Source organism: Mesorhizobium sp. M0676 (genome assembly GCF_040320535.1).
GTDB lineage: Bacteria > Pseudomonadota > Alphaproteobacteria > Rhizobiales > Rhizobiaceae > Mesorhizobium.
Genome location: NZ_JAMYPU010000003.1, coordinates 91036 through 115119, shown reverse-complemented (window position 1 = coordinate 115119; position 24084 = coordinate 91036). Strand labels below are relative to the sequence as shown.

Here is a 24084-nt window from a genome sequence, read left to right as displayed (position 1 = left end):
TTCAAGCCGCGCCTGCCATTTGGCGAAGGCGCCGACTGCCGGAGCATTCGCCATGGACCTAGTCTTCTCCTCGACCGTCGACCTCGCCGCCACGATTGCGGCGCGAAAAATCTCCGCCGTTGAGGCGCTAGACGCGCAACTGGCGCAGATTGACCTGCATAACGAGGCGGTCAACGCGGTCGTCAATCTCGATCGGGAAGGCGCCCGCGAGCGCGCGAAACAAGCCGACGCGGTGCAGGCGCGCGGCGATGCGCTCGGACCGCTGCATGGCGTGCCTTTCACGTTGAAGGACATGCACCAAACCGCTGATATGAAGACCACGGTTGGTTTCGCACCATTCGCCGACTATGTGGCAAAGGCAGACAGTCCGGTCGTCGCCCGATTGAAAGCCGCAGGCGGCATCCTGATTGGAAAGACCAATGTCGCGACCATGCTGGGCGACTGGCAGTCAGACAATCCGCTGTTCGGTCGCACCAGCAATCCTTGGAACCTATCGCGCACTTCAGGCGGCTCCAGCGGTGGCGCCGCGGCAGCAGTGGCGACCGGGATGACGCCGTTCGATGTCGGAACCGACATGCAGGATTCGATCCGCCTGCCGTCGGCTTTTTGCGGCGTCTACGGGTTGAAACCGACCGAGCACCGCGTGTCGCTGGCCGGCGCCTTCCCCGATCCGAACGGCGCGGCGCGCAGCGTGCGGCTGATGTCCTGCCTCGGCCCGCTGGCGCGCAGCGTGGAGGATCTTGCGCTGATCTACAAAATCATCGCCGGCCCGGACGGAGCAGACACCGACCTCGCGCCGGTGCCCGTAGAGGCCATGCCCAGGCTCGACCTCAAGACATTGCGCATCGCCGTCGCGCCGTCCTTCCCCGGCTTTCCGGTGGCTGGTAAAATCGCTGCCGCGGTCGAAAGCCTGGCCAAGCGGTTGCAATCAGCAGGGGTGATTGTGGAAGAAGCGAACTTGCCTGAGATCGATCTGCATGACGATCTGGAGCAGGGCGGCGATCTGATCGGCATGATGCTGGAGGCAGCGCAGCCCGAACCGCCGGAGCAGCCAACGCCGATCACCAATTGGTTCGAGGCGCTCGCTCGCCGCGACCGCTCGATCCTGGCCTGGGACAGGTTCTTCGAAACCTGCGATGCCTTGCTGTGCCCGGTCGCCATGACCACGGCCTTCGCGCATTGTGAGCCCGGCACGCCGATCGAAGTCGACGGCAAGGAGCAAAGCTATTGGATGCTACCGGCCTATGGCGCGGTCTTCAATTATTCCGGCCATCCGGCACTCTCGCTGCCCTGCGGGCAAGACCGCGACGGCCTGCCTATCGGCCTGCAACTGGTCGGCAAGCGCTGGTCGGAATCGCGGCTGCTCGGCATCGCCAAGGCGATCGAAGCGCTGACCGGCGGCTTCAAGCGTCCGCCGGGCTACTGAGCAAACCGACCCAACCCATAAGGCGTCAGCAGCGGATCACGCTCGCCGTCGAGAATTTCGCGCGTGGCGAACAGCCCGACCGCGGGCGCCAGCGTTATGCCGGAATGCATGACGGCGACATAGAGACCTTCCGTGCCCTCGGCGCGGCCGATGATCGGAAAGCCGTCGATCGGCGTCGGCCGGTAGCCAACCGTGTGGAAATCGAATTCCAGTTCGTCGGCGCCGCGCAAAGCCGCCTTCATTGCTGCAAACAGCTCGCGCGCCGTGGCGTCGGGATTCTCACCGGGATCGCTCCCCGCGAAATCCGAGCCGGCGATGATGCGGCCCTCCGCCGTCTGGCGCATATGCAGCTTTTCGGCATGCACCAGCCCGTTGAGGAGCTTCTTGTAGGGCTGCGAGTGGACGATCAGACCGGGCGGCGTCTCGATTGGCAGCTTCATGCCGGCGGTAGCGGCAATATCGGGCGCCCCGACACCGGCTGCGATCACCACCTCTTCGGCTGGCATCAGCCCATGCGATGTATCGACACCGGCAATCCTGCCATCGGTCTGGACAAGTGCGGTTACAGAACTGGAGAGAACGCGCGCACCTTGCCGTTCTGCGTGGGCCAGCAGCGCCTTGGCCGCTGCGACCGGTTCGGCCACGCCTTCCTCCGCGACATAGACAGCGAATTCCGGCGGCTCGACGAGATTGGGCTCGATTTGCGCTGCCCGCCCGGCGTCGACGCGTTCGATGCCGTAACCCCAGCAAGCGTGCTCAGCCGCGTAGGCTTCGAGCCTGTCGGCCTGCAGATCCCAGCACAGCCCGCCGCACCAGGCGAGCGGCAGGCCGGGCAGCTCGTTTGCCAGCCGCTTCCATTCGGCCATCGCACGGATGCGCAGCCGGAAATAGATTTCGGGATTGCCCCAGCTGGCGTTGATCCAGGCAAAGGAGTTTGGCGTGGCGACGCCGCCGGCACCACTATCGGAAATCACAGTCACCCGCGCCCCGGCCTTGGTCAGGTGCCAGGCGATGGACGCCCCGATAATGCCGGCGCCAATGACGATGACTTCTTTAGCGCTGCTCATACCGGACCTCTCAGAATGGGCTCCTCTGATGCCACCGTAACGATTCAAGCTCAAGTGTGGTCGGCCTGCCGGCCCGAAACTGTCGACAGGCCAGCAATGCGCTGCTAGAAGCCCGCGCCACAGACAGGATTCCAGAAATTGGCTGAAGACATCGAACAGGCGGTATCGCGCCGCCGCACTTTCGCGATCATCGCCCACCCCGACGCCGGAAAGACGACGCTCACCGAAAAGCTGCTGCTGTTCGGCGGCGCCATCCAGCTTGCCGGCGAGGTCAAGGCCAAGAAGGATCGCATCCAGACCCGGTCCGACTGGATGAAGATCGAGCGCGAGCGCGGCATTTCGGTCGTCACCTCGGTGATGACCTTCGAATATGAGGACAATGTCTTCAACCTGCTCGATACGCCCGGCCACGAGGATTTTGCCGACGACACCTACCGCACCCTGTCGGCGGTCGATAGCGCCGTCATGGTCATCGACGCCGCCAAGGGTATCGAGCCGCGCACGCTGAAACTGTTCGAAGTCTGCCGGCTGCGCGACATCCCGATCATCACCTTCATCAACAAGATGGACCGCGAAAGCCGCGACCCCTTCGAGATTTTGGACGAGATCGAGCAGAAGCTGGCGCTGGACACTGCCCCCATCACATGGCCGATCGGCCGCGGCAAGACTTTTGCCGGCACCTACCACCTGGCGCTCAACGCTGTGCGCAAGGGCGATGCAGAGAAAGACCGCACACCGGTCAACGGCCCCGACTCCAACCGCGTCGCCGGCCTGTTGCCGGAAAACGAGCGCGAGGCCTTCATAGAGGAGCTGGAGCTCGCGCGCGAGGCTTGCCGCCCGCTCGACATCGACGCCTTCCGCGAAGGCCATCTGACACCGGTCTATTTCGGCTCCGCGCTGCGCAATTACGGCGTGCGCGACCTGATCGAGGCGCTCGGCGCCTTCGGCCCGCCGCCGCGTGCGCAGGACGCAGACACCCGCAAGGTCGAGGCGGCGGAGGAGAAGATGACCTCCTTCGTGTTCAAGATCCAGGCCAACATGGACCCCAACCACCGCGACCGCATCGCTTTCGTGCGTGTCTGTTCGGGCAAGCTCGAGCGCGGCATGAAGGCCAAGCTGGTGCGCACCGGCAAGCCGATGAGCCTGTCGGCGCCGCAGTTCTTCTTTGCCCGTACCCGCGTCACCGCCGACGAAGCGTTTGCCGGCGATGTCGTCGGCATCCCCAACCACGGCACGCTGCGCATTGGCGACACGCTGACCGAAGGCGAGGAGATACTGTTCCGCGGCGTACCTAACTTCGCGCCGGAAATCCTGCGCCGTGTGCGCCTCGGCGACGCGATGAAGGCGAAAAAACTCAAGGAAGCGCTGCACCAGATGGCCGAGGAAGGCGTCGTGCAGCTGTTTTCGCCGGAAGACGGCTCGCCGGCCATCGTCGGCGTTGTCGGCGCGCTGCAGCTCGACGTCTTGAAGGAAAGGCTGAATTTCGAATACACGCTGCCGGTCGAATTCGAAATGTCGCGCTTCTCGGTCTGCCGCTGGATCTCTGCCGACGACAAGGCCGAAACGCTTCGCTTCATTGAGGCGCATCGCGGCGACATCGCCCGCGATCTCGACAACGACCCGGTGTTTCTGGCCCAGAACGCCTTCTCGCTGAACTACGAAGCCGAACGCTGGAGGGCGATCCGCTTCGCCACCATCAAGGACTACCAGGTCCGCGACAAGGCGGCGTAAGGCGCCCCTTTTCCTTCTGCCCGCTTACGCGGAGAAGGTGCCCGAAGGGCGGATGAGGGGCAGCGCCGACCTTGAAGGGTCAATTGGCTCCAACGCGCGCCGGCCGTTCGCATGGCTCAGGGCGTTCGAAGCTCGAAAAGCCAAGCAATTGGCTTTTCGTCCGCTACGCGGACCCCTTCTCACCCCTCCGCAGCTTCCTCGATCTTGGCAATATCGATCTTGCTCATCTGCATCATCGCCGACATCACCCGCCCGGCCTTGGCCCGGTCCGGATCCAGAAGCAGGCGCGGCAGTTGCTCCGGCACGACTTGCCAGGAGACGCCGAACTTGTCCTTCAGCCAGCTGCATTGCGACGGTTCGCCGCCGCCTTCGATGAGCTTGTCCCAGAAATAATCGACCTCTTCCTGGGTCTTGCAGTCGATCGACTGTGACATCGCCTCGTTGAACTTGAATTGCGGTCCGCCGTTGAGTGCCTGGAACTGCACGCCGTCGAGTTCGAACGTGGTCACCAGCGCCTTGCCGGCATCGGCATGGCCTTCGGGCCAACGCAGCACGCTCAGTACCTTCGAGTTCTTGAAGATGGAAACGTAGAAATTCATCGCCTCTTCGGCCTGGCCATCGAACCACAGGCAGGTGGTGATCTTTTGCATGTCATGCTCCTCGGTTGTTTGGTTGCGGTTACAGGTGAAGCTGCTGACTTATTGAAATGGTGCCATTCCCTTGCCGTCGTCCCAAGGACGGATGCCGGGCTAGCGATCCGACACTGGCCGGCAATCTTTTTCGAAACCCTGATTTCAGCGAGACTCTGGCGCATTGCAAAAATGTGGCCAGACCATACTTGCCGGTCTATAAACCCTGCGATCCAAATCCAGCGCCGCCACGCTCCGCGTTGAGCGCAGCCAGCCAGCCAAGGAAAATTTATGCCTGCCTATCGCTCCCGCACCACCACCCACGGCCGCAACATGGCCGGCGCCCGCGGCCTGTGGCGCGCCACCGGCATGAAGGATTCGGATTTCGGCAAGCCGATCATCGCGGTGGTCAATTCCTTCACCCAGTTCGTGCCGGGTCATGTCCATCTCAAGGACCTTGGCCAGCTGGTGGCGCGCGAGATCGAGAAGGCCGGTGGTGTCGCCAAGGAATTCAACACCATCGCCGTCGATGACGGCATCGCCATGGGCCATGACGGCATGCTCTATTCGCTGCCGTCGCGCGAGCTGATCGCGGACTCGGTCGAATATATGGTCAACGCGCATTGCGCCGATGCCATGGTCTGCATCTCCAATTGCGACAAGATCACGCCCGGCATGCTGATGGCCTCCTTGCGCCTCAATATCCCAAGCGTCTTCGTCTCCGGGGGGCCGATGGAAGCCGGCAAGGTGGTGCTCGCCGGCAAGACACAAGCGCTCGACCTGGTCGACGCCATGGTTGCCGCCGCCGACGACAAGATCTCCGACGAGGACGTCAAGGTCATCGAGCGCTCGGCCTGCCCGACCTGCGGCTCGTGCTCGGGCATGTTCACCGCCAATTCGATGAACTGCCTGACCGAAGCACTGGGGCTCTCGCTGCCGGGCAACGGCTCGACGCTGGCAACCCACGCCGACCGCAAGCGGCTGTTCGTCGAGGCGGGTCACCTTATCGTCGATCTCGCCCAGCGCTACTACGAGCAGGATGATGAGACGGCGCTGCCGCGCAGCATCGCCTCGAAGGGCGCCTTCGAGAACGCCATGACGCTCGACATCGCCATGGGCGGCTCGACCAATACGGTGCTGCATATCCTGGCCGCCGCCCACGAGGGCGAAGTCGATTTCACCATGGAAGACATCGACCGGCTGTCACGGCGGGTTCCGGTGCTATGCAAGGTCGCACCGGCCAAGTCCGACGTGCATATGGAAGACGTCCACCGCGCCGGCGGCATCATGGCGATCCTCGGCCAGCTCGACAATGCCGGGCTGCTCAACCGCGACCTGCCCACGGTGCACACGGCGAGCCTCGGCGAAGCGCTCGACCATTGGGACATTTCCCGCACCTCCAGCCAAAGCGTCCGCGATTTCTTCCTCGCCGCTCCGGGTGGCGTGCCGACACAGGTCGCCTTCAGCCAGGACCGCCGCTGGGACGAGCTCGACCTCGACCGCGAGAAGGGCGTCATCCGCTCAGCCGAGACGCCGTTCTCGAAAGACGGCGGCCTTGCCGTGCTGAAAGGCAATCTGGCGCTCGACGGCTGCATCGTGAAGACGGCCGGGGTCGACGAGTCGATCCTGAAGTTCACCGGCCCGGCCCGCGTGTTCGAAAGCCAGGACGCTTCGGTGAAGGCGATCCTGTCCAACGAAATCAAGGCCGGCGATGTCGTCGTCATCCGCTATGAAGGGCCGCGTGGCGGCCCCGGCATGCAGGAAATGCTCTACCCCACCAGCTATCTGAAGTCGAAAGGCCTCGGCAAAGCCTGCGCGCTGGTCACCGACGGCCGCTTCTCCGGCGGCACATCAGGCCTGTCGATCGGCCATGCCTCGCCCGAAGCAGCGGAAGGCGGCACGATCGGACTGGTGCAGGAAGGCGATACGATCGAGATCGACATCCCCAACCGCACGATCCGGCTTGCTGTCAGCGACGCTGAACTCGACGCGCGCCGCGCGGCCATGGAGGCGAAGGGCGCCATGGCCTGGAAGCCCGAGGAAAAGCGCAAGCGCAAGGTGACGACCGCGCTGCGCGCTTACGCCGCCTTCGCCACCAGCGCCGACAAGGGCGCGGTGCGGCACGTACCGGAGTGAGGGGTGCGGCGCCGACCCCCACCCCGCTGCTGCGCAGCGACCCTCCCCACAAGGGGGAGGGTAAAGCTCACGGCATCAGCTGATATTCGTAAAGCTTCTGATACAGCCCGCCCTGGTTGAGCAGCGTGCGATGCGCGCCGCTTTCCACCACCTTGCCGGCCTCCAGCACCACGATCGTGTCGGCCTGGTGCACGGTCGACAGGCGGTGGGCAATGACGATGGTGGTGCGCCCGACCGTCAGCTGCTGCAGCGCGTCGCGGAAAAGCGCCTCGGATTCGGCGTCGAGCGCGCTGGTCGCCTCGTCGAGCAGCAGGATTTCGGCATTGCGCAGCATGGCGCGCGCGATCGAGATGCGCTGGCGCTGGCCGCCTGACAGCAGCGCGCCATTCTCGCCGACATCCGTGTCGTACCCTTTCGCCTGGGCGCTGATGAAGTCATGTGCATTGGCGGCCCTTGCGGCGGCCATTACTTCCTCGTCCGTGGCGCCCTCGCGCCCGAGCCTGATGTTGTGCATGATCGTGCCGGCAAACAGGAACGTGTCCTGGCTGACATAGGCGAGCTTTTCCCTGACCGAGGTGAGCGTGGCACAAGAAATGTCCTGCCCGTCGAACATCACCCTGCCGCTCTGCGGGTCGTACATGCGCATGATCAGGTTGAGGATGGTCGACTTGCCACTGCCCGAGGGTCCGACGAGCGCCGTCATTTTGCCTGCGGCAAGCGTCAGGTCCAGTCCCTCGAACACCGGCGCGCTTTCGGGGTAGGCGAAGCTGACATTGTCGAAATGGATCTCGCCCGGCCCGGCCCGCAGCGGCTTTGCATCCGGCTTTTCGGCCAGCGTCAGCGGCCGGTCGGCGAGCTGGAACATCATGCGCACGCCGACAATGCCGGTTTCAAGCGAGATGCGTACGCGGGCCAGGCGCTTGGCCGGCTCATAGGCCAACAGCAGCGCCGCGATGAAGGCCATGATGTTGCCCGGCATCTGACCGCCGCCGCCCAGAACCAGGAAGCCGCTGACAAAAACGGCGCCAGCGATGGCCAGCCCCGCAAGCGTTTCCATAACCGGGCTGGTGGCGGCCTCCAGCGTGGCGATGTTGTTGGCGCGGCTCTCCACGTCCGACACGGCCTTGTACATGCGCTTGCGCATGGCGCCTTCCAGACCGAAGGATTTGACGACGCGCACGCCGATCGCAGTTTCCTGCATCACCTGCACGATCTGGCCGAGCGAACGGAATTCTTGCGAGGCAATTTTTCGGACGCGCTTCAGGATACGATTGACGCCGTAAATGGCGATCGGCCCGATCACCAGACAGATCAGGGACAGCGCCGGCTGCTGCCAGACCATCACACCCACCAGCGCAGCCAACGTCACCAGGTCGCGAACATAGGACGTGACGATTTGGTCGAGCACGCTGCGCGCGGCCTGGGCATTGTTCGTCATGCGCGAAATCAGTTCGGACGAAGAGGTCGAATGATAGAATTCGATGCCTTGCGCAAGAATGCTGTCATAGATCTTGCGCTGCCGGTCGGCGATGATGGCATTGCCGACCCTGCTCATGAAGTAGGCCTGGATGAAGTTTGCGAAGCCCTTGAGAATGAAAATCGCTCCGGTCGCCGCCGCGATCAGATTGACCTGCCCAATCCGCTTGTAAACCACGAATTCATTGGTGATTTCGCGCAGCATATAGGCGCTGGCTGCTGTCGTTGCCGCCACCACCAGCATCGACAGAATGGCCACAGCGTAGCCAAATCTATGCGCGTGAAAGGATTCCCGCAAAAGCCTTGCGATAAGGCGCTGGTTTTCCGTCGAACGGAAGAAGCGAAACAAATGGCCGATCCCATGCCTGACTGACGAATTTCGGATTCGCCACCAGGGCGAAAGGCGGCTTATAGAGCGAGTTGTGGCCGGATGGAACCTTTCGCTGTCGCGGAGACAATCGGCTGCGGCACGGTGTCTTTTGCGCCACGATTGCGGCGATTGATCTGCGGGGAGATGACGACAGATGGATTTCGACCTTGTTGTGCGCGGCGGAACGCTGCCCGACGGCACCGTCGCCGACCTCGGCATCATCGGCGAGACGATCGTCGCCATCGAGCCCGAACTGCATGTCAGCGCCGGCACGTCGATCGACGCCCGTGGCAATTTGATCTCGCCGCCCTTCGTCGATCCGCATTTCCATATGGATGCGACGCTGTCCTACGGCATTCCACGCATCAACGCTTCGGGTACGCTGCTGGAAGGCATTTCGCTATGGGGCGAGCTGAAGCCGCTCCTGACGCATGACGCGGTTCGCGAGCGGGCGCTCGCCTATTGCGACTGGGCGGTCTCGATGGGCCTGCTCGCCATCCGTACCCATGTCGATGTCTGCGACGACCGGCTGCTGGCGGTCGAGGCGCTGCTCGACGTCAAGAAGATTGTCGCGCCCTATATCGATCTGCAACTGGTCGCTTTCCCGCAGGATGGCTTCTACCGTTCGCCGACGGCGCGCCAGAACACGCTGCGCGCGCTCGACATGGGCGTCGACATCGTCGGCGGCATCCCGCATTTCGAACGCACCATGGCCGACGGCACGCGCTCGGTGACCGAATTGTGCGAAATCGCGGCTAAGCGCGGGCTGATGGTCGACCTGCATTGCGACGAGACCGACGATCCGCTGTCGCGCCACATCGAGCAGCTTGCCTATGAGACGCAGCGCCTTGGCCTGCAGGGCAAGGTGGCCGGCTCGCACCTCACCTCGATGCACTCGATGGACAATTATTACGTCTCCAAGCTGCTGCCGCTGATCGCCGAGGCCGGTGTGTCGGCGATCCCCAATCCGCTGATCAACATCATGCTGCAGGGCCGCCACGACACGTTTCCCAAACGGCGCGGAATGACCCGGGTGAAGGAGATGCTGGCGCTCGGCATCCGCGTCGGTTGGGGCCAGGATTGCGTTCTCGACCCCTGGTATTCGCTGGGCACCGCCGACATGCTCGACGTCGCCTTCATGGGGCTTCACGTCGCTCAGATGTCGAGCCCTGCCGACATGGCACGCTGCTTCGACATGGTCACCAATGTCAACGCCGCCATCATGGGCCTCGATCATCTCGGCCTTGCCGTGGGCAAGCGCGCCAGCTTCGTCATCCTCGATGCCGGCAACCCGATCGAGGCCTTGAGGTTACGTGCCGAACGGCTGCGCGTCGTCGCCAGGGGCAAGGTGGTGGCCGAGCGCACGAAGCAGGAGACACGGCTGTCGATCGCCGGCCGTCCCGGACAGGTGAACCGGCGGCACAAAACTGCGTAGAAACAGCCGATTTCCGCCGCTGGTCTTACCGATTTGCCTCGTCAAAGCGGCCGCTTGCAGCTAGGGAGCCGCATGGCCCAGTCGCTCGTCCGCACCTTTACCATCAGGAACGTGCTTCTGGCCGGCATCCTGTTGATGCTGGCCGGCGACTTCATGTTCGCGCTGAACGACGCGATGGGCAAATGGCTGGTCGCCAGCTTCTCGGTCGGTCAGGTGGTGCTGATCCGATCGATCGGCGCCTTCATCGTGCTCGGCCCGATGATCGCCAACCAGGGCGCCGGCAGACTGTTCCGGATGGAGCGGCCGGTCCTCCAGATTCTGCGCGTGTTGGCGACCACGGTGGACACAGCCTTGTTTTACGCGGCCGTCGTCTATCTGCCGCTGGCCGATGTGATGAGCTTCTACATGGCCGGGCCGATCTATGTGGCGGCGCTGTCGCATTTCCTGCTCGGCGAAAAGGTCGGCTGGCGCCGCTGGGCCGCCATCCTGGTCGGCTTCTGCGGCGTGCTGATCATCTTGAAACCCTCTTCGGCGGCGTTTTCGCAGTCCTCGCTGTTCGCGCTGGTCGGCAGCATTGCCTTCGCCTTCGCCATCATCCTCAGCCGCCGCCTGCGCGGCACCAGCGACACAACGTTGGTCACCTGGCAGACGATCGGCACGCTGCTGGTCGGCGGCGTGATGACCATCGGCGCCTGGCAGACGCCCTCGGCACTCGATTTCGGCGCCATGCTCCTGCTCGGCATCGTCTCCTGCAGCGCGCATCTGATGATTACCAGGGCGCTGAAACTGGCCCCTGCCTCGACGCTGGCGCCGCTGCACTACAGCCTGCTTCTATGGGCGGTGATCTTCGGCCTGGCCTTCTTCGGCGACGTGCCGGGACCGCGCATCCTGATCGGCGCGGCCATCGTCGTGCTCGCCGGCCTGTTCATCTTCCACCGCCAGAAGGTGGTCGAAACAGTCGTGCCGCCGGAGAACGTGCCGAAAGGCGTGAATTGACCTAACCTTGGCGCACCGCCGCCAGATGCCGTGAAAACTCAGGCGTTTCCATCAGCGCCTTGCAACGGGCGAAGCGGCCGTCGGCATAGGCGCGGAAGTCCTCGACCGGGTTGTTGTTGGCAAGCTGGATCAGCCCCCACAGCGTCCACAACAGGTCGCACATCGCCTTGTAGATAACGACGCGGCCGCGCTCGGCCGGTTTCGCCTCGCCGCCGAAATAGGCGCGCATCATCTCTTCCTCCTGCGCGGTGTCGAACCGGCCTTCGACCGAGAGGTCGCCGAGGTCCCAGAGCGGATCGTTCATCCCCGAATATTCCCAGTCGACGATCCACATCCGCTCGCCCGTATCGAGAAAATTCTCGCACAGCGGATCGCAATGGCAGGCCGCAAGCGGCAGTCTATGCGCGGCAAGGGACGCACGCACGGTGTCGGATTCGCGCACCACGTCGTGGTAGCCCGGCGGCAAGGCAACGTCCTTGGTCGACAAAACCTTGAGATAGTCGTCGATCATCGCAAACAGCTCGAAGCGGAACGGAAACACGGCGCCGGACGCGTGCAGCTTGCGGAAGGCTTCGCCGGCGCGGGCCGGGCTGCCGGCGCGCAGCTTGAACTTTTGCGGCGACATCGTCACTGCGCCGGCAACGAAGCGGCTCGCCAGCACGCCTGTCGCGGGGTCGACATGCAGCACCTCGGGACTGACGCCGGCTTTGGCCGCCTCACGCGCCGCCACCGCTTCATTGGCGCGGTTGATGTACTCCTCCGTGCCTTTGCCGGGGATACGCAGGCAGATATCACCGGCCCGGAAGACGAGATTGGTCATTCCGCCCAGTCGTTCCAGCGGCCCATCATAGCCCGCCAACGCCGGAATCGCCGCAAGTGTTGCGCGTGCCTCGTCCGTCCCCATGCCTGTTGCCCCTGGCGTGCTATTTCTTGCGACAACGGTTCCACAGTTTTCGCCGTTTGGCTATCATCGGTTCCAGGGTGAGCAGCGAGCTGGCGGAGAAACAGCCATGGCGGACGACAAGGATCATGGCGGGCTTGGCGCCGCCTATGCGGCGCAACGGCCCGAGGACGTCGCCGCGATCTATGACAATTGGTCGGAAACCTACGATGCCGATATGTCGGCCGCCGGCTACCGCCATCCGACGATCTGCCTGGCCCTGCTCGCACGGCATCTGCCGCGCGGCGCGGCCCCGCTTCTCGATGCCGGGGCCGGCACCGGGCTGATCGGCGAGTGGCTGGCCATCACCGGCTATCCCCAGGTCGAAGCGCTCGATATTTCGCAAGGCATGCTGGCCAAGGCGGCGGCAAAGGGCGTCTATTCGGCGCTGCATTGCCTGGCGCTCGGCGGGCCGCTCCCCTTTGCCGACAATGCCTATGCCGGCATCGTCTCGGCCGGCGTTTTCACCTCCGGGCATGTCGGCGCCGAGGGACTGGACGAACTGATCCGCATCTGCCGGCCGGACGGCATCATCGTGCTGACGGTCAAGAACACGCTGTGGAACGCCGGCTTCGCCGAACGCATCGCTGTACTCGAAGCTGAGGGCAGGGTCGTCCGCGCCGAGGAGACGGCGCCCTATGTCTCGATGCCGGGCGAGGCTGACACCGTGCCCAGCCGCGGCCTTGTACTCCGTGTGAGCTAATCCAGGTTTCGTCTACGCCTTGATCCTGCTCATTGTAGGATCATACATCGGTTCGAGATGGATTTTGGCCGGCGTCCGTTCCATTGCCACCACCAGCTCATAGTCGCCCGAGCCGAGGAAATCGTCGCTGACGCCATCGGCGTTGCGGACATAGCCATAGCCGATGTTCTTAGCCAGCGTGTAGCCATAACCGCCGCTGGTGAGATAGCCGACCGGTTCGCCATTGCGCAAAATCGTCTCGCGCCCGACCAGCACGATATCGGGATCGTCGACCGTGAAGCCGGCAAAGCGTTTCTTCAGGTCGGCGCCGCTGATCTTTTCGAGCGCCCGCCGGCCGACGAAATCGGTGTTCTTCCTCAGCTTCACCGCCCAGCCGAGGCCGGCCTCCTGAGGCGTGTCGTTGGGGGTGATGTCGGAGCCCCAGGCGCGGTAGCCTTTCTCCAGCCGAAGTGATTCCAGCGCCCGGTAGCCGATCGGCCGGATGCCGAGCGGCTTGCCGGCGGCCATCAATGCGTCGAAGATTTCGCCGGTGGCGGCGATTGGCACATGCAATTCCCAGCCGAGCTCGCCGACATAGGTGACGCGCAGCGCCCGAACCGTATGACCGGCAATGGCGATCTCGCTGACATGGCCGAACGGGAAGGCGGCATTCGAGACATCCGCGTCGGTGACGGCCGAAAGCACATCGCGGGCGCGCGGCCCCATCAGCGACAGCGTGCCGAAATCCTCGGTGACATCTTTCAACGTCACGTCGAGGCCCTTGCCGACATGGTCGCCGATCCAGGAGAGATCATGCGTGCGGAAGCCGGTGCCGGTCACGATGTAGAATTTGTCTTCGGCGAGCCTGGCCACCGTCAAATCGGCCTCGATGCCGCCGCGCGTGTTGAGAAGCTGCGTGTAGGTCAGCCGTCCCACCGGCTTGGCGACATCGTTGGCGCAGATCCAGTCCAGCGCCTTGGCTGCATCGACGCCTGTCATTTCGTATTTGGCGAAGGAGGACTGGTCGAAGATGCCGACCTTTTCGCGCACATGCCGGTGCTCGTCGCCGACGGCTGAGAACCAGTTCTGCCGGCCCATCGAATAGACGTCTTCGGGCTTGGTGCCCTGCGGTGCGAACCAGTTCGGCCGTTCCCAGCCGAGCTTGGAGCCGAACACCGCGCGGTGCTCTTTCAGCCGGTCATAGAGCGGCGAGACGATGCGCGGCCGGCCCGACAAATACTCCTCATGTGGAAAGCCGATCGTGTAATGCTTGCCATAGGCTTCCAGCGTGTGATCGCTGACCCATTGCCGATCGCGATGCAGGCCGGAAAAGCGCCTGATGTCGACCACCCAGAGGTCGAGCGGCGCTTCGCCGTCGACCACCCACTGCGCCAGCACCCAGCCCGCGCCGCCGCCCGAAGCGATGCCGAAGGCGTTGAAGCCGGCGCCGACGAACATGTTGGCGCATTCGGGCGCGACACCGAGGATGAAATTGCCGTCCGGCGTAAAACTCTCCGGCCCGTTGATCATCTGCTTGACGCCGACCGTCTCCAGCGCCGGCACGCGCGCGATCGCCTGGCTCATATGCTGCTCGAAATGATCGTAGTCGTCGTCGAACAGCCGGAACTCCCAGTCATCGGGGACATCGCCGCCCGGCAGGCCGGTCGTCCAGGCTTGTGGGTTCGGCTCATAGCCACCCATCACCAGCCCGCCGACCTCTTCCTTGAAATAGGTGCGGCGGTCGGGATCGCGGATTGTCGGCGCGTCGGTCGCCAGCCCGTCGACCTTCTCGGTGATGATGTACTGGTGCTTGACCGGTTGCAGCGGCACGCAAATGCCGGCCATCGCGCCGACCTGGCGTGACCATTGCCCGGCGCAGTTCACCACCTTGTCGCAAGCAATGTCGCCCTTGTTGGTCTTCACCGCGGTGATGTGCCCGTCCGTCACGTCAAAGCCGGTAACGCGGACGTCCTCGAACAGCTTGGCGCCATGCATGCGCGCGCCCTTGGCCAGCGACTGCGTGATGTCGGAGGGGCTGGCCTGCCCATCGGTCGGCAGCCAGGAGGCGCCGACGAGGTCGCCGGTCTCCAGCAGCGGCCACATCTTTTTGACCTCCCCCGGCGACAGCAACTGCATGTCCATGCCGAAGCTCCTGGCCGTCGTCGCCAGCCGTTTATATTCGGTCCAGCGGTCGGCATTGGTCGCAAGCCTGAGGCACCCGGTCATCTTCCAGCCGGTAGCGAGCCCGGTTTCGGCTTCCAGTCCCTTGTAGAGCTCGACCGAATATTTGAGCACGCGGGTGATCGAGGCCGACGAGCGCAGCTGGCCGACCAGCCCGGCCGCATGCCAGGTCGAGCCCGAGGTCAGCTTGCCCTGTTCCAGCAGCACGACATCGGCCTTGTGGTCGCGCGCCAGGTGATAGGCCGTCGAACAGCCGATAATGCCGCCGCCGATGACGACGATGCCGGCATGTGTGGGCAATGTCATGACTGGGTCCCGTACTTCGTGCGGTAATTGCCCAGCGCCGCGTCAAGCCGCGTCAGGTTCTCTGCGGTGTAGGCGACGTAGTCGATGCCGGGCGCGTCTAGGTAAAGTTCGGAAACCATGCTCCACATCGCCTCGCGCAGCAGCGAGGCGCATTGCATGGCCGCGTGCGAGCGGCGGATCGCCTCATCCGGCTCGCGCATGAAATACGCCGTGAGGAAAGTGAAGGACTCCGCGTCGCTCATCTCGGCGTTGGAGGCAACGCCGGCAAGATCGAACATCGCGGTGTTGAAACCGGCATATTCGAAATCGATGAGCCACAACCTGTCGCCATCGTCGAGAATATTTGCCGGCAAAAGATCATTGTGGCCGAAGACGATCGGCAGCAGTTTCTGGGCCCGCTCCAACTCGTCGGCCAGAGCCAGCAGCCTGGGCAGCTCGTCGCGCTTGCGGCTGCCGCCTTCGCTCAGCGTTCGCGCATAGTCGCGGATGACATGGAAGACCCAGAACATGAAGCCGGCGCCGGAGATGTGATTGGGCATCTCGCGATGGAACCCGCGCATAAGGGCCGCGACGCGGCCGATATTGGCGCGCACGTCCTCGGCAACATAGGTTTTCGCGCCGAGAAATTCCGTGACCATGATGCCGGGTTCGGAATGGTGGACCGCCGGCGCGAAGCCTGCGGCGTGCGCCGCGCGGGCCGTCATCACCTCGCGGTCGCGAAAGACGTGGTGAAATGGATAGTCCTGGCCGAAGCGCACGACATGCCGCCCGGCCGCGTCCTTGACCAGATAGTTGGCGTTGCTGAGGCCGCCCGGCAGCGGCGCAATGTCGATGCTGCCATTCCAGCAAGGCAAGGCCCGGATGCGGTCTTCAGCAGTCACGGGGCCATCCCTGACTTTTGCGGAGCTTTCCTGGGCGCCATGCGCCGCGCAACGAGCGTTGGGAAACGCAAAAAATCTCGTCGGTGCGGGACGCAGGAACTCCTATCCCGCGCCGCACCGACGAGCCCCTCTGGCCAGGTTTTGATACCTGGTCTCCGCCCCCGCGGATTTGAGAAACTTTTGTGCCAGTTCAAACCCAGACGGTCTGGCCAGACGGTCCGGTCCGTGAATTGCGGCTCTGCCATCACCCTCCCGTGGCAGTTCCGAAGCTGTCACGCCGTCAATGTCACGCCAGTGCTACCTAACTGTCAATGAAATGTTGTGACTTTTTTTGGGTGTTTTGCCCGAAACCACGAGCAATTCCTTTAAAAACGGCGGCATTGCCCTAAAACCGGGCAGGCCGCAAATTGAGGAAGCCAGATGATCCATTCGAAACGGCATGGCGAAATCCTCCGCCTCCTCAAGGAAGAGGGCACCGTCACCATTGCCAGCCTCGCCGACCGGCTGGGGGTTTCGCTTGAAACGGTGCGCCGGGATGTCAAGCCACTGACCGGCAATGGCTCGGTGCTCAAGATGCATGGCGCCATCGGCCTGCCGTCGATGGCCGGCGAAGCGCCCTTCGAGCGGCGCATGCGCGACAACGCCGAGGCCAAGCGGCTGATCGCCCGCATGGTCGCTGCCACCATTCGCGACGGTGAATCGGTCATGCTGGACACCGGCACCACGACCTCGTTCCTGGCCCGCGAACTGCTCGGCCACAGGCGGCTGACGGTGGTCACCAATTCATCCGACATCGCCCGCACGCTGGCCACCGTCAACGGCAACAAGGTCTATATGGCCGGCGGCGAATTGCGCAGCGATTCCGGAGCCGCCTTCGGCGCCTCGGCGATCGATTTCGTCAGCCGCTTCTCGGTCAGCCATGCGGTGATTTCGATCGGCGCCGTCGATGCCGCCGCAGGCCTTGCCGACTACGATCTGGAAGAGGCGGAGTTCGCCCGCATGGTGCTGTCGCGCGGCCAGCGCTCGCTGGTCATCACCGACCACACCAAGTTCGGTCGCCAGGGTCTGGTCCAGGTCTGCGGCTTCGACGGTTTTTCCGAACTCGCCACCGACCAGCCGCCGCCGCGCGACATTGCCTCGGCACTTGCCGAGGCTGGAGCGCGCCTCAGCATCGCTGCGGCCTAGCCAAACACCAGCGACTGGCGCGCCGCGATCCCGGCCCATGCCGCCACCCGATACCACGAAGGCGATGTTGTGCATCATGCGCGCCGCGTCGCCGGCCGCATAAGATGTCGTTCTGGTGAAAAATTGTTTTTCAATCATCCCGCTCTTCGCAATGTCCATGCAACTTGGCAGCCGCAAACAGCGCCTCGTCGAAATGCGGGCCGGGCGAATCGCCCGCATCAGCAATGAGGCCACCATGCTGCAAACGATGCCTTGTCTTTCCTACGGCCTGGACGCTTGCGCGCTCCGACCTGGAAGCGGACCCGGCTGGCCGGACATTCCGCAACTTTCCGCCGGCGACGGTGTATAAGGTGTCCAGGATCAAGAACCTCAAAACTTATGACTGGCGCTTCGCATGACTGATCCACTGTCGGCGATCCTGGGCTTCGGCCTGCTCGGTGTCGGCTGTCTCGCCTTCACAGAAAAGATCCTGCCGCTGCCGCCCTCGCATGTGCTGCTGCTGTTCCTCGGCATGACGGCAGCCCCCGATCTCCCGGCGCTCGCTATCCTGCTCCTGGTGACGACGCTGTCCGCCATCACAGGCTGCCTTGTCTGGTATAGTGTGGGCCGTAGGATTGGATTGGATCGTGCCGACAGGCTGGTCGAGCGGTTCGGCAAATATGTCTGCCTGCGCTATGCGACCTACAGCAAGCTTGGTCAGGCCTATCGCCGCCATCATGTCCGGGTCTCCTTGCTGGCGCAGTTCATCCCGACGGTTCGCAACTATCTGCCGATCGCGGCCGGCGCGCTCCGTCTTCCACTCTTGCCCTTCGCGGCGGCGACGCTGCTCGGCGCCACGCTATGGAACACCGGCTTCCTCGTCACCGGCTACCTTATGCGCGGCAGCGGCCGGGATTCCTATGCCATCGGCTTTCGCATCATCGTCATCGTTTTGGCGCTGGAGACGGCGTTTATGCTCGCGCTGCGCTACGGTTCAGCCTGCCGGCGGCGCCTCGGATTCCGCTGACCAGGAGGCGCCTCAAGCCGTATGGGTATAAGGCCCGCCTTCGGCTTTCCTTCCCCGTCGCGCCGGTGTTTAGTCCGGCCATGGCTTTCACCATCCGCCAGTTGCAGTTCTTCATTGCCGTCGCCGAGCAAGGCACGGTGTCGGGCGCCGCACAAAACCTCTCCATCTCGCAATCCTCGGTCACCGAGGCGATCAAGGAGCTGGAGAGCGATCTCGGCGTCGAATTGTTCGAGCGCCATCCACGTGGCCTCAACATTACTCACAAAGGCCACCAGTTCCTGCGCCATGCGACCAAGATCCTGGCCGACGTCTCCGACGCGCGCCGCGCTTTTTCCGACGACCAGGTGGTGGCCGGCGGGCGGCTGCAGCTCGGCGTCACCTCGCTGGTCGCGGGCTATGTGCTGTCCGATCTGCTGGCGCGCTACCGCCGCGCCTATCCCGGCATTGATGTCTCGGCTATCGAGGACAATGGCGACTATCTCGAACATCTGCTGATCGGCGGCAAGCTCGACATTGCCGTCATGGTCACCTCTAACCTGCGCGACCGCACTGCCCTACAGTCGGAAATCCTTGAGGTCTCGGCCTACCGGCTGTGGGTCCCGCTCGGCCACAAGCTGGCCAGCGCCGACATTATCGGCATAGGCGACATTGCCGGCGAGCCGCTGATCATGCTGACCGTCGACGAGATCGAGGAGAACACCGGCAAGCTTCTGGCGGCGATCGGCGCCAGGCCGCATGTCGCCTTTCGCACCCGCTCGGTCGAAGCCGTTCGCAGCCTCGTCGCCACAGGAGCGGGCGTGGCGTTGCTGCCCGACCTAGTCTACCGGCCGTGGTCGCTGGAAGGCGACCGCATCGAATCGCGCGACATTTCGGGTTCCCTGCCGGTCGTCCAGGTCGGCATGGTCTGGCGCCGCGGCTCCGGTCTGCCGCAGGCGTCGCGCGACTTCATCGGCCTTGCCCAGTCGCAGCGTATGGTACGCCAGCAGCGTTGATACGGTGTGTGCTTATCTATCGGAAAAACCGATATCGCGTTTCTGATAAATGAATTTGCGAAACCGGAATTTTCCGAGCACTTTTCATCTGGGACGAAAGCCGCCATCAGAGCGGCAACGTGCCATCGGATGAACTGACGCTTTTCAGCCTGCGGCTGACTGCGGCGGCGACTCGCTTCGCAGTCAGGCGCCAAAATGGGAGATTGACGATGTACTCATTTCTGAAGACGTGCACGGCCTTGACGGTCGCGCTGACCTTTTCCGGTCAGGCTGTCGCCCAGGTCAAGGAGCTCGGCAAGGGCGAAGGCGAGGTCAGCATCGTTGCCTGGCCGGGCTACATCGAGCGCGGCGAAACCGACAAGGGCTATGACTGGGTGACCTCCTTCGAGAAGGAGAGCGGCTGCAAGGTCAACGTCAAGACCGCCAACACCTCCGACGAGATGGTCTCGCTCATGAATGAGGGCGGCTTCGATCTGGTCACCGCTTCGGGTGATGCCTCGCTGCGCCTCGTCGCCGGCAAGCGCGTGCAGCCGATCAACACCGATCTCATCCCGAGCTGGAAGGCGGTAGACGACCGTCTGAAGGATGCGCCCTGGTTCACCGTCGACAAGGTGCATTACGGCGTTCCCTATCAGTGGGGCCCGAACATCCTGATGTACAACACCGATGTCTTCAAGGAAGCGCCCAAGAGCTGGAACGTCGTCTTCGAGGAAATGAACCTGCCGGACGGCAAGTCCAACAAAGGCCGCGTCCAGGCCTATGACGGCCCGATCCACATCGCCGACGCCGCCAACTATTTGATGTTCCACAAGCCGGAACTCGGCATCAAGGACCCGTACGAACTGAACGAAGACCAGTACAAGGCAGCGCTCGAGCTGCTGCGTGTTCAGCGGACGCTGGTCGGCCGCTACTGGCATGACGCCGCCATCCAGGTCGACGATTTCCAGAACGAAGGCGTCGTCGCTTCCGGTTCGTGGCCTTACCAGGTCAACACGCTGGTTGCCGCCAAGAAGCCGGTCGCCTCGACCGTGCCGGAAGAAGGCGTCACCGGCTGGGCCGACACCACCATGATGGAGGCCGACGCCGCGCATCCCAACTGCGCCTATATGTGGCTTGAGCATTCGCTGTCGCCCAAGGTCCAGGGCGATGTCTCGGCCTGGTTCGGCTCGCTCCCCGTGGTGCCCGCTGCCTGCAAGGGCAACGAGCTGCTCGGCGAGGAAGGCTGCAAGACCAACGGCTACGAGAACTTCGACAAGATCAAGTTTTGGAAGACGCCGGTCTCGAAGTGCGCCACCCAGAACGACCAGTGCGTGCCCTACTACCGCTGGGTGTCCGACTATATCGGCGTCATCGGCGGGCGGTGAGCTCCCTTAACCCTCCCCCTTGTGGGGAGGGTCGACGCGCAGCGTCGGGGTGGGGGCAACGCTGACGTCCAGTGCTAGTCACCCCACCCGCGGCTTCGCCGCGACCTCCCCCATCGAGGGGGAGGTGAAGTGCCGTGCCCGCTGGCCTGATTGGTGGCGGCAAGAGCTATTTCGACGAACACAAACCGGCAACAGACGGACAGCCCATGACATCGGCCGTTTCCTTCCAGAAAGTCTCTCGCCATTTCGGCAGCGTGCGCGCTGTCGATGCGGTCGATCTCGATATCGTGCCCGGCGAGTTCTTCGCCATGCTCGGTCCGTCGGGGTCCGGCAAGACGACCTGCCTGCGCCTCATCGCCGGCTTCGAGCAGCCGACCTCGGGCTCGATCTCGATCTTCGGCGACCGCGCCGAGGGCATGCCGCCCTATCGTCGCAACGTCAACACCGTGTTCCAGGACTACGCGCTGTTCCCGCATCTGAACGTGCTGGACAATGTCGCCTACGGGCTGATGGTCAAGGGCGTCGCCAAGCCGCAGCGGCAGAAGGCGGCGGAAGAGGCGCTGTCATTGGTGCGGCTTCCAGGCTATGGCGCCCGCCGTCCCGGCCAGCTCTCCGGCGGCCAGCGCCAGCGCGTGGCGCTGGCCCGTGCGCTGGTCAACCAGCCCAAGGTGCTTCTGCTCGACGAGCCGCTCGGCGCGCTCGATCTCAAACTGCGCGAGAACATGCAGGAAGAGCTGAAGTCGCTGCAGAAGGCGCTCGGCATCACCTTCGTCTTCGTCACCCACGACCAGGGCGAAGCGCTGTCGATGGCCGACCGCGTCGCCGTCTTCAATGACGGCAAGATCATGCAGATCGGCACGCCGGAAGACATCTACCAGCGGCCGAAGACCCGCTTCGTCGCCGATTTCGTCGGCTCCTCCAACGTACTGCCGCCGGACTTCGTCCAGCGCTATTCCGGCCAGCACCGCTGGGGCAGCCTGCGTCCCGAATCCATCCGCATCGGCCGCGCCGCCAAAGGCGAGGGCGTCGCCGCGCGCCTGGTCGGAACCAACTATCTCGGCGCTACGACCAAGCTGGCGCTCGACGCCGACGGGTTGAGGCTGCACGCCATCGTGCCGGCCGGGACAAAGCTGCCGGCGGAAGGCGAAGCGGTGGTGCTGACGTTCAACCGCGAGCATTTGCATTTGATGGACGAGCCGGCATGATTGAGGTTTGCGCCAAGCACCCCCCTCTGTCCTGCCGGACATCTCCCCCTCAAGCGGGGAGATTGGCTGTTCCTCCCGGTTTCGCCAATCTTCAACGTTGGGGATTTGGCGAGGTAGCGAAACTGCTGATCTCCCCCCTTGAGGGGGAGATGTCCGGCAGGACAGAGGGGGGTGTGAAGGAACGCGGCTTCTCAGGGTTCCTTCAGCACGCGGTCGCCCCATGACCATCGCCGCGCTCAACTCAACCTCCGCCCCCGCCATCCTGCCCGGCAGCGGTGGCATGCGCGGCGCACTGTCGGACCTTTTCTGGCGCAAGCCGCAACTGCTGCTGTTCCTCATGCTGCTGCCGCCGGTTCTATGGCTCGGCGTTGTCTATATCGGCTCGTTGTTCGCACTTCTGGCGCAGAGTTTCTTCTCGATCGACGAGTTCTCCGGCCTCATCAACCACGAATTCACGCTGAAGACCTATGGCGACCTGTTCCAGCCCGCCAATCTCGACATCATCCTGCGCACGGTGACGATGGCGGTTCTGGTCACGCTGGCCTCCGCCGTCATCGCCTTCCCCATTGCCTATTACGCGGCGCGCTATGCCCGCGGCCGGTGGAAGGCGCTGTTTTATCTCGGAATCATGCTGCCGCTATGGTCGAGTTACCTCGTCAAGATCTACGCCTGGAAGCTGATCCTCGCCAAGGAAGGCATTTTGACCTGGCTGCTCGCCAAATTGCATCTGCTCTGGGTGCTCGATGGCTGGCTGTCGCTGCCGGTCGTCGGCGGCAACTCGCTGTCGGTCTCCGCCACCGGCACCTTCATCGCCTTCGTCTATGTCTGGCTGCCGTTCATGATCCTGCCGGTGCAGGCGGCATTGGAGCGCGTGCCCGGCAATCTGGTCGAGGCGTCCTCCGATCTCGGCGCATCGCCGGGCCAGACCTTCCGCAACGTGCTGTTCCCGCTGGCGCTGCCCGGCATCGTCGCCGGCTCGATCTTCACCTTCTCGCTGACGCTGGGCGACTACATCATCCCACAGATCATCGGCACATCGCGGCTGTTCATCGGCCAGGCCGTCTATTCGCAGCAAGGGACAGCCGGCAACATCCCGCTCGCCGCAGCCTTCACCGTCGTGCCCATCGTCATCATGGGTTTCTATCTCTGGGGCGCCAAGCGCATGGGGGCCTTCGATGCGCTCTGACGGTTCGCAATCCGCTCCGCTCGGCCTCAAGATCGCTGCCGCCTGCGGCCTGCTGTTCCTGCATCTGCCGATCTTGTTGATCTTCGTCTACGCCTTCACCACGGAAGAGAAGAGCTTCGTCTGGCCGCCGCCGGGGCTGACCACACAATGGTTCGCCGTCACCTGGAACCGGCCGGATGTCTGGCAGGCGCTGTCGCTTTCGGTCCGTGTCGCCGCCATCTCGACCGCGATTGCCTTGATACTGGGCACGCTGTGCGCCGCCGCCGTGTCACGGACGAAATTCTTCGGCCGCGAGACGATCTCGCTGCTCGTCATCCTGCCGATCGCGCTGCCCGGCATCATCACCGGCATCGCGTTGCGCTCGGCCTTCTCGCTAGCCGACATCCCGTTCTCGTTCTGGACGATCGTGCTCGGCCACGCCACCTTCTGCGTTGTCGTCGTCTACAACAATGCGGTCGCCCGTTTCCGCCGCACTTCCGGCTCAATGATCGAGGCCTCGATGGATCTCGGCGCCGACGGCTTCCAGACCTTCCGGCACGTCGTGCTGCCCAACATCGCCACCGCTCTGCTTGCCGGGGGGATGCTCGCCTTCGCGCTCTCCTTCGACGAGGTCATCGTCACCACCTTCACGGCCGGCCAGCAGCAGACCGTGCCGATCTGGATGCTGGAAGAGCTGATCCGCCCACGCCAGCGTCCGGTCACCAATGTCGTCGCCATGGTCGTGGTGCTGGTGACGCTGCTGCCCATCCTTGCCGCCTATTACCTGACCCGCGACGGCGACCAGATCGCCGGTTCGGGCAAATGAAGAACAGCGAATAGGGAGTAGCGAATAGCGAATAGGGGAGATTGCACGACCAGCCCTATTCGCTACTCGCTATTCGCTACTCGCT

At 63.7% G+C, this 24084-nt stretch carries 19 protein-coding genes; 13 read left to right on the top strand and 6 right to left on the bottom strand.

The window, feature by feature from the left end:
* Positions 1-52 precede the first annotated feature (52 nt).
* Entirely contained in the window at positions 53-1426 is a 1374-nt protein-coding gene (locus NKI35_RS04505; protein WP_352738776.1) for an amidase, read from the top strand.
* Here the strand turns inward: NKI35_RS04505 and NKI35_RS04500 are convergent.
* Entirely contained in the window at positions 1420-2493 is a 1074-nt protein-coding gene (locus tag NKI35_RS04500; protein ID WP_352738774.1) for an NAD(P)/FAD-dependent oxidoreductase, read from the bottom strand. The two genes, NKI35_RS04505 and NKI35_RS04500, sit on opposite strands and share 7 nt — an antisense overlap.
* Before the next feature lie 138 nt (positions 2494-2631).
* Between NKI35_RS04500 and NKI35_RS04495 the strand changes: the two genes are divergently transcribed.
* Positions 2632-4224 (top strand): peptide chain release factor 3, encoded by a 1593-nt coding sequence (locus tag NKI35_RS04495; protein WP_352738772.1) that lies wholly within the window; start codon positions 2632-2634, stop codon positions 4222-4224.
* Positions 4225-4403: 179 nt separating this feature from the next.
* On the opposite strand, the gene NKI35_RS04490 is transcribed toward NKI35_RS04495, so the two are convergent.
* Positions 4404-4874 (bottom strand): VOC family protein, encoded by a 471-nt coding sequence (locus tag NKI35_RS04490; RefSeq protein WP_023672886.1) that lies wholly within the window; start codon positions 4872-4874, stop codon positions 4404-4406.
* A gap of 270 nt (positions 4875-5144) precedes the next feature.
* Between NKI35_RS04490 and ilvD the strand changes: the two genes are divergently transcribed.
* Positions 5145-6989 (top strand): dihydroxy-acid dehydratase, encoded by a 1845-nt coding sequence (gene ilvD, locus NKI35_RS04485; protein WP_031246581.1) that lies wholly within the window; start codon positions 5145-5147, stop codon positions 6987-6989.
* A 67-nt stretch (positions 6990-7056) separates the two neighbouring features.
* Here the strand turns inward: ilvD and NKI35_RS04480 are convergent, their stop codons facing one another.
* Complete coding sequence (locus NKI35_RS04480; protein ID WP_352738769.1) at positions 7057-8814, bottom strand: ABC transporter ATP-binding protein; 1758 nt, start codon at positions 8812-8814, stop codon at positions 7057-7059.
* Between the two features lie 175 nt (positions 8815-8989).
* Between NKI35_RS04480 and NKI35_RS04475 the strand changes: the two genes are divergently transcribed.
* Both NKI35_RS04475 and NKI35_RS04470 read left to right on the top strand, forming a co-directional pair.
* Positions 8990-10270, top strand: a complete 1281-nt coding sequence (locus NKI35_RS04475; RefSeq protein ID WP_352738767.1) for an amidohydrolase family protein — start codon at positions 8990-8992, stop codon at positions 10268-10270.
* A gap of 72 nt (positions 10271-10342) precedes the next feature.
* On the top strand, positions 10343-11266 hold the full coding sequence (locus tag NKI35_RS04470) for a DMT family transporter (RefSeq protein WP_352738765.1): 924 nt from the start codon (positions 10343-10345) through the stop codon (positions 11264-11266).
* Between the two features lies 1 nt (position 11267).
* Here the strand turns inward: NKI35_RS04470 and NKI35_RS04465 are convergent, their stop codons facing one another.
* Entirely contained in the window at positions 11268-12170 is a 903-nt protein-coding gene (locus NKI35_RS04465; RefSeq protein WP_352738762.1) for a phosphotransferase, read from the bottom strand.
* A 106-nt stretch (positions 12171-12276) separates the two neighbouring features.
* On the opposite strand from NKI35_RS04465, the gene NKI35_RS04460 reads away from it, so the two are divergent.
* Positions 12277-12909, top strand: coding sequence for a class I SAM-dependent DNA methyltransferase (locus NKI35_RS04460; RefSeq protein ID WP_352738760.1), 633 nt, complete (start codon positions 12277-12279; stop codon positions 12907-12909).
* A gap of 12 nt (positions 12910-12921) precedes the next feature.
* On the opposite strand, the gene NKI35_RS04455 is transcribed toward NKI35_RS04460, so the two are convergent.
* Positions 12922-15375, bottom strand: coding sequence for a GcvT family protein (locus NKI35_RS04455; RefSeq protein ID WP_352738758.1), 2454 nt, complete (start codon positions 15373-15375; stop codon positions 12922-12924).
* Positions 15372-16256, bottom strand: a complete 885-nt coding sequence (locus tag NKI35_RS04450; RefSeq protein WP_023732493.1) for a phosphotransferase family protein — start codon at positions 16254-16256, stop codon at positions 15372-15374. Before NKI35_RS04450 ends, NKI35_RS04455 begins: the two co-directional genes overlap by 4 nt.
* Positions 16257-16676: 420 nt before the next feature.
* On the opposite strand from NKI35_RS04450, the gene NKI35_RS04445 reads away from it, so the two are divergent.
* The 7 genes from NKI35_RS04445 to NKI35_RS04415 all read left to right on the top strand — a co-directional run bounded on the left by NKI35_RS04445 (position 16677) and on the right by NKI35_RS04415 (position 23999).
* Positions 16677-17441 carry a DeoR/GlpR family DNA-binding transcription regulator gene (locus NKI35_RS04445; protein WP_023685103.1) on the top strand — a complete coding sequence of 255 codons (765 nt, stop codon included), beginning with the start codon at positions 16677-16679 and terminating at the stop codon, positions 17439-17441.
* A 394-nt stretch (positions 17442-17835) separates the two neighbouring features.
* The gene (locus tag NKI35_RS04440) at positions 17836-18447 is read left to right on the top strand and encodes a DedA family protein (protein WP_023755747.1); all 612 of its coding nucleotides are present in this window, start codon (positions 17836-17838) and stop codon (positions 18445-18447) included.
* Between the two features lie 80 nt (positions 18448-18527).
* Entirely contained in the window at positions 18528-19439 is a 912-nt protein-coding gene (locus tag NKI35_RS04435) for a LysR family transcriptional regulator (RefSeq protein WP_023715588.1), read from the top strand.
* A 209-nt stretch (positions 19440-19648) separates the two neighbouring features.
* Positions 19649-20803, top strand: a complete 1155-nt coding sequence (locus NKI35_RS04430) for an ABC transporter substrate-binding protein (RefSeq protein ID WP_031244882.1) — start codon at positions 19649-19651, stop codon at positions 20801-20803.
* A gap of 206 nt (positions 20804-21009) precedes the next feature.
* Positions 21010-22008 (top strand): ABC transporter ATP-binding protein, encoded by a 999-nt coding sequence (locus tag NKI35_RS04425; protein ID WP_023745236.1) that lies wholly within the window; start codon positions 21010-21012, stop codon positions 22006-22008.
* 220 nt (positions 22009-22228) lie between these two features.
* The gene (locus NKI35_RS04420) at positions 22229-23194 is read left to right on the top strand and encodes an ABC transporter permease (RefSeq protein ID WP_023685099.1); all 966 of its coding nucleotides are present in this window, start codon (positions 22229-22231) and stop codon (positions 23192-23194) included.
* Entirely contained in the window at positions 23184-23999 is an 816-nt protein-coding gene (locus NKI35_RS04415; RefSeq protein ID WP_023673416.1) for an ABC transporter permease, read from the top strand. Before NKI35_RS04420 ends, NKI35_RS04415 begins: the two co-directional genes overlap by 11 nt.
* The last annotated feature ends 85 nt before the right edge of the window (positions 24000-24084 follow it).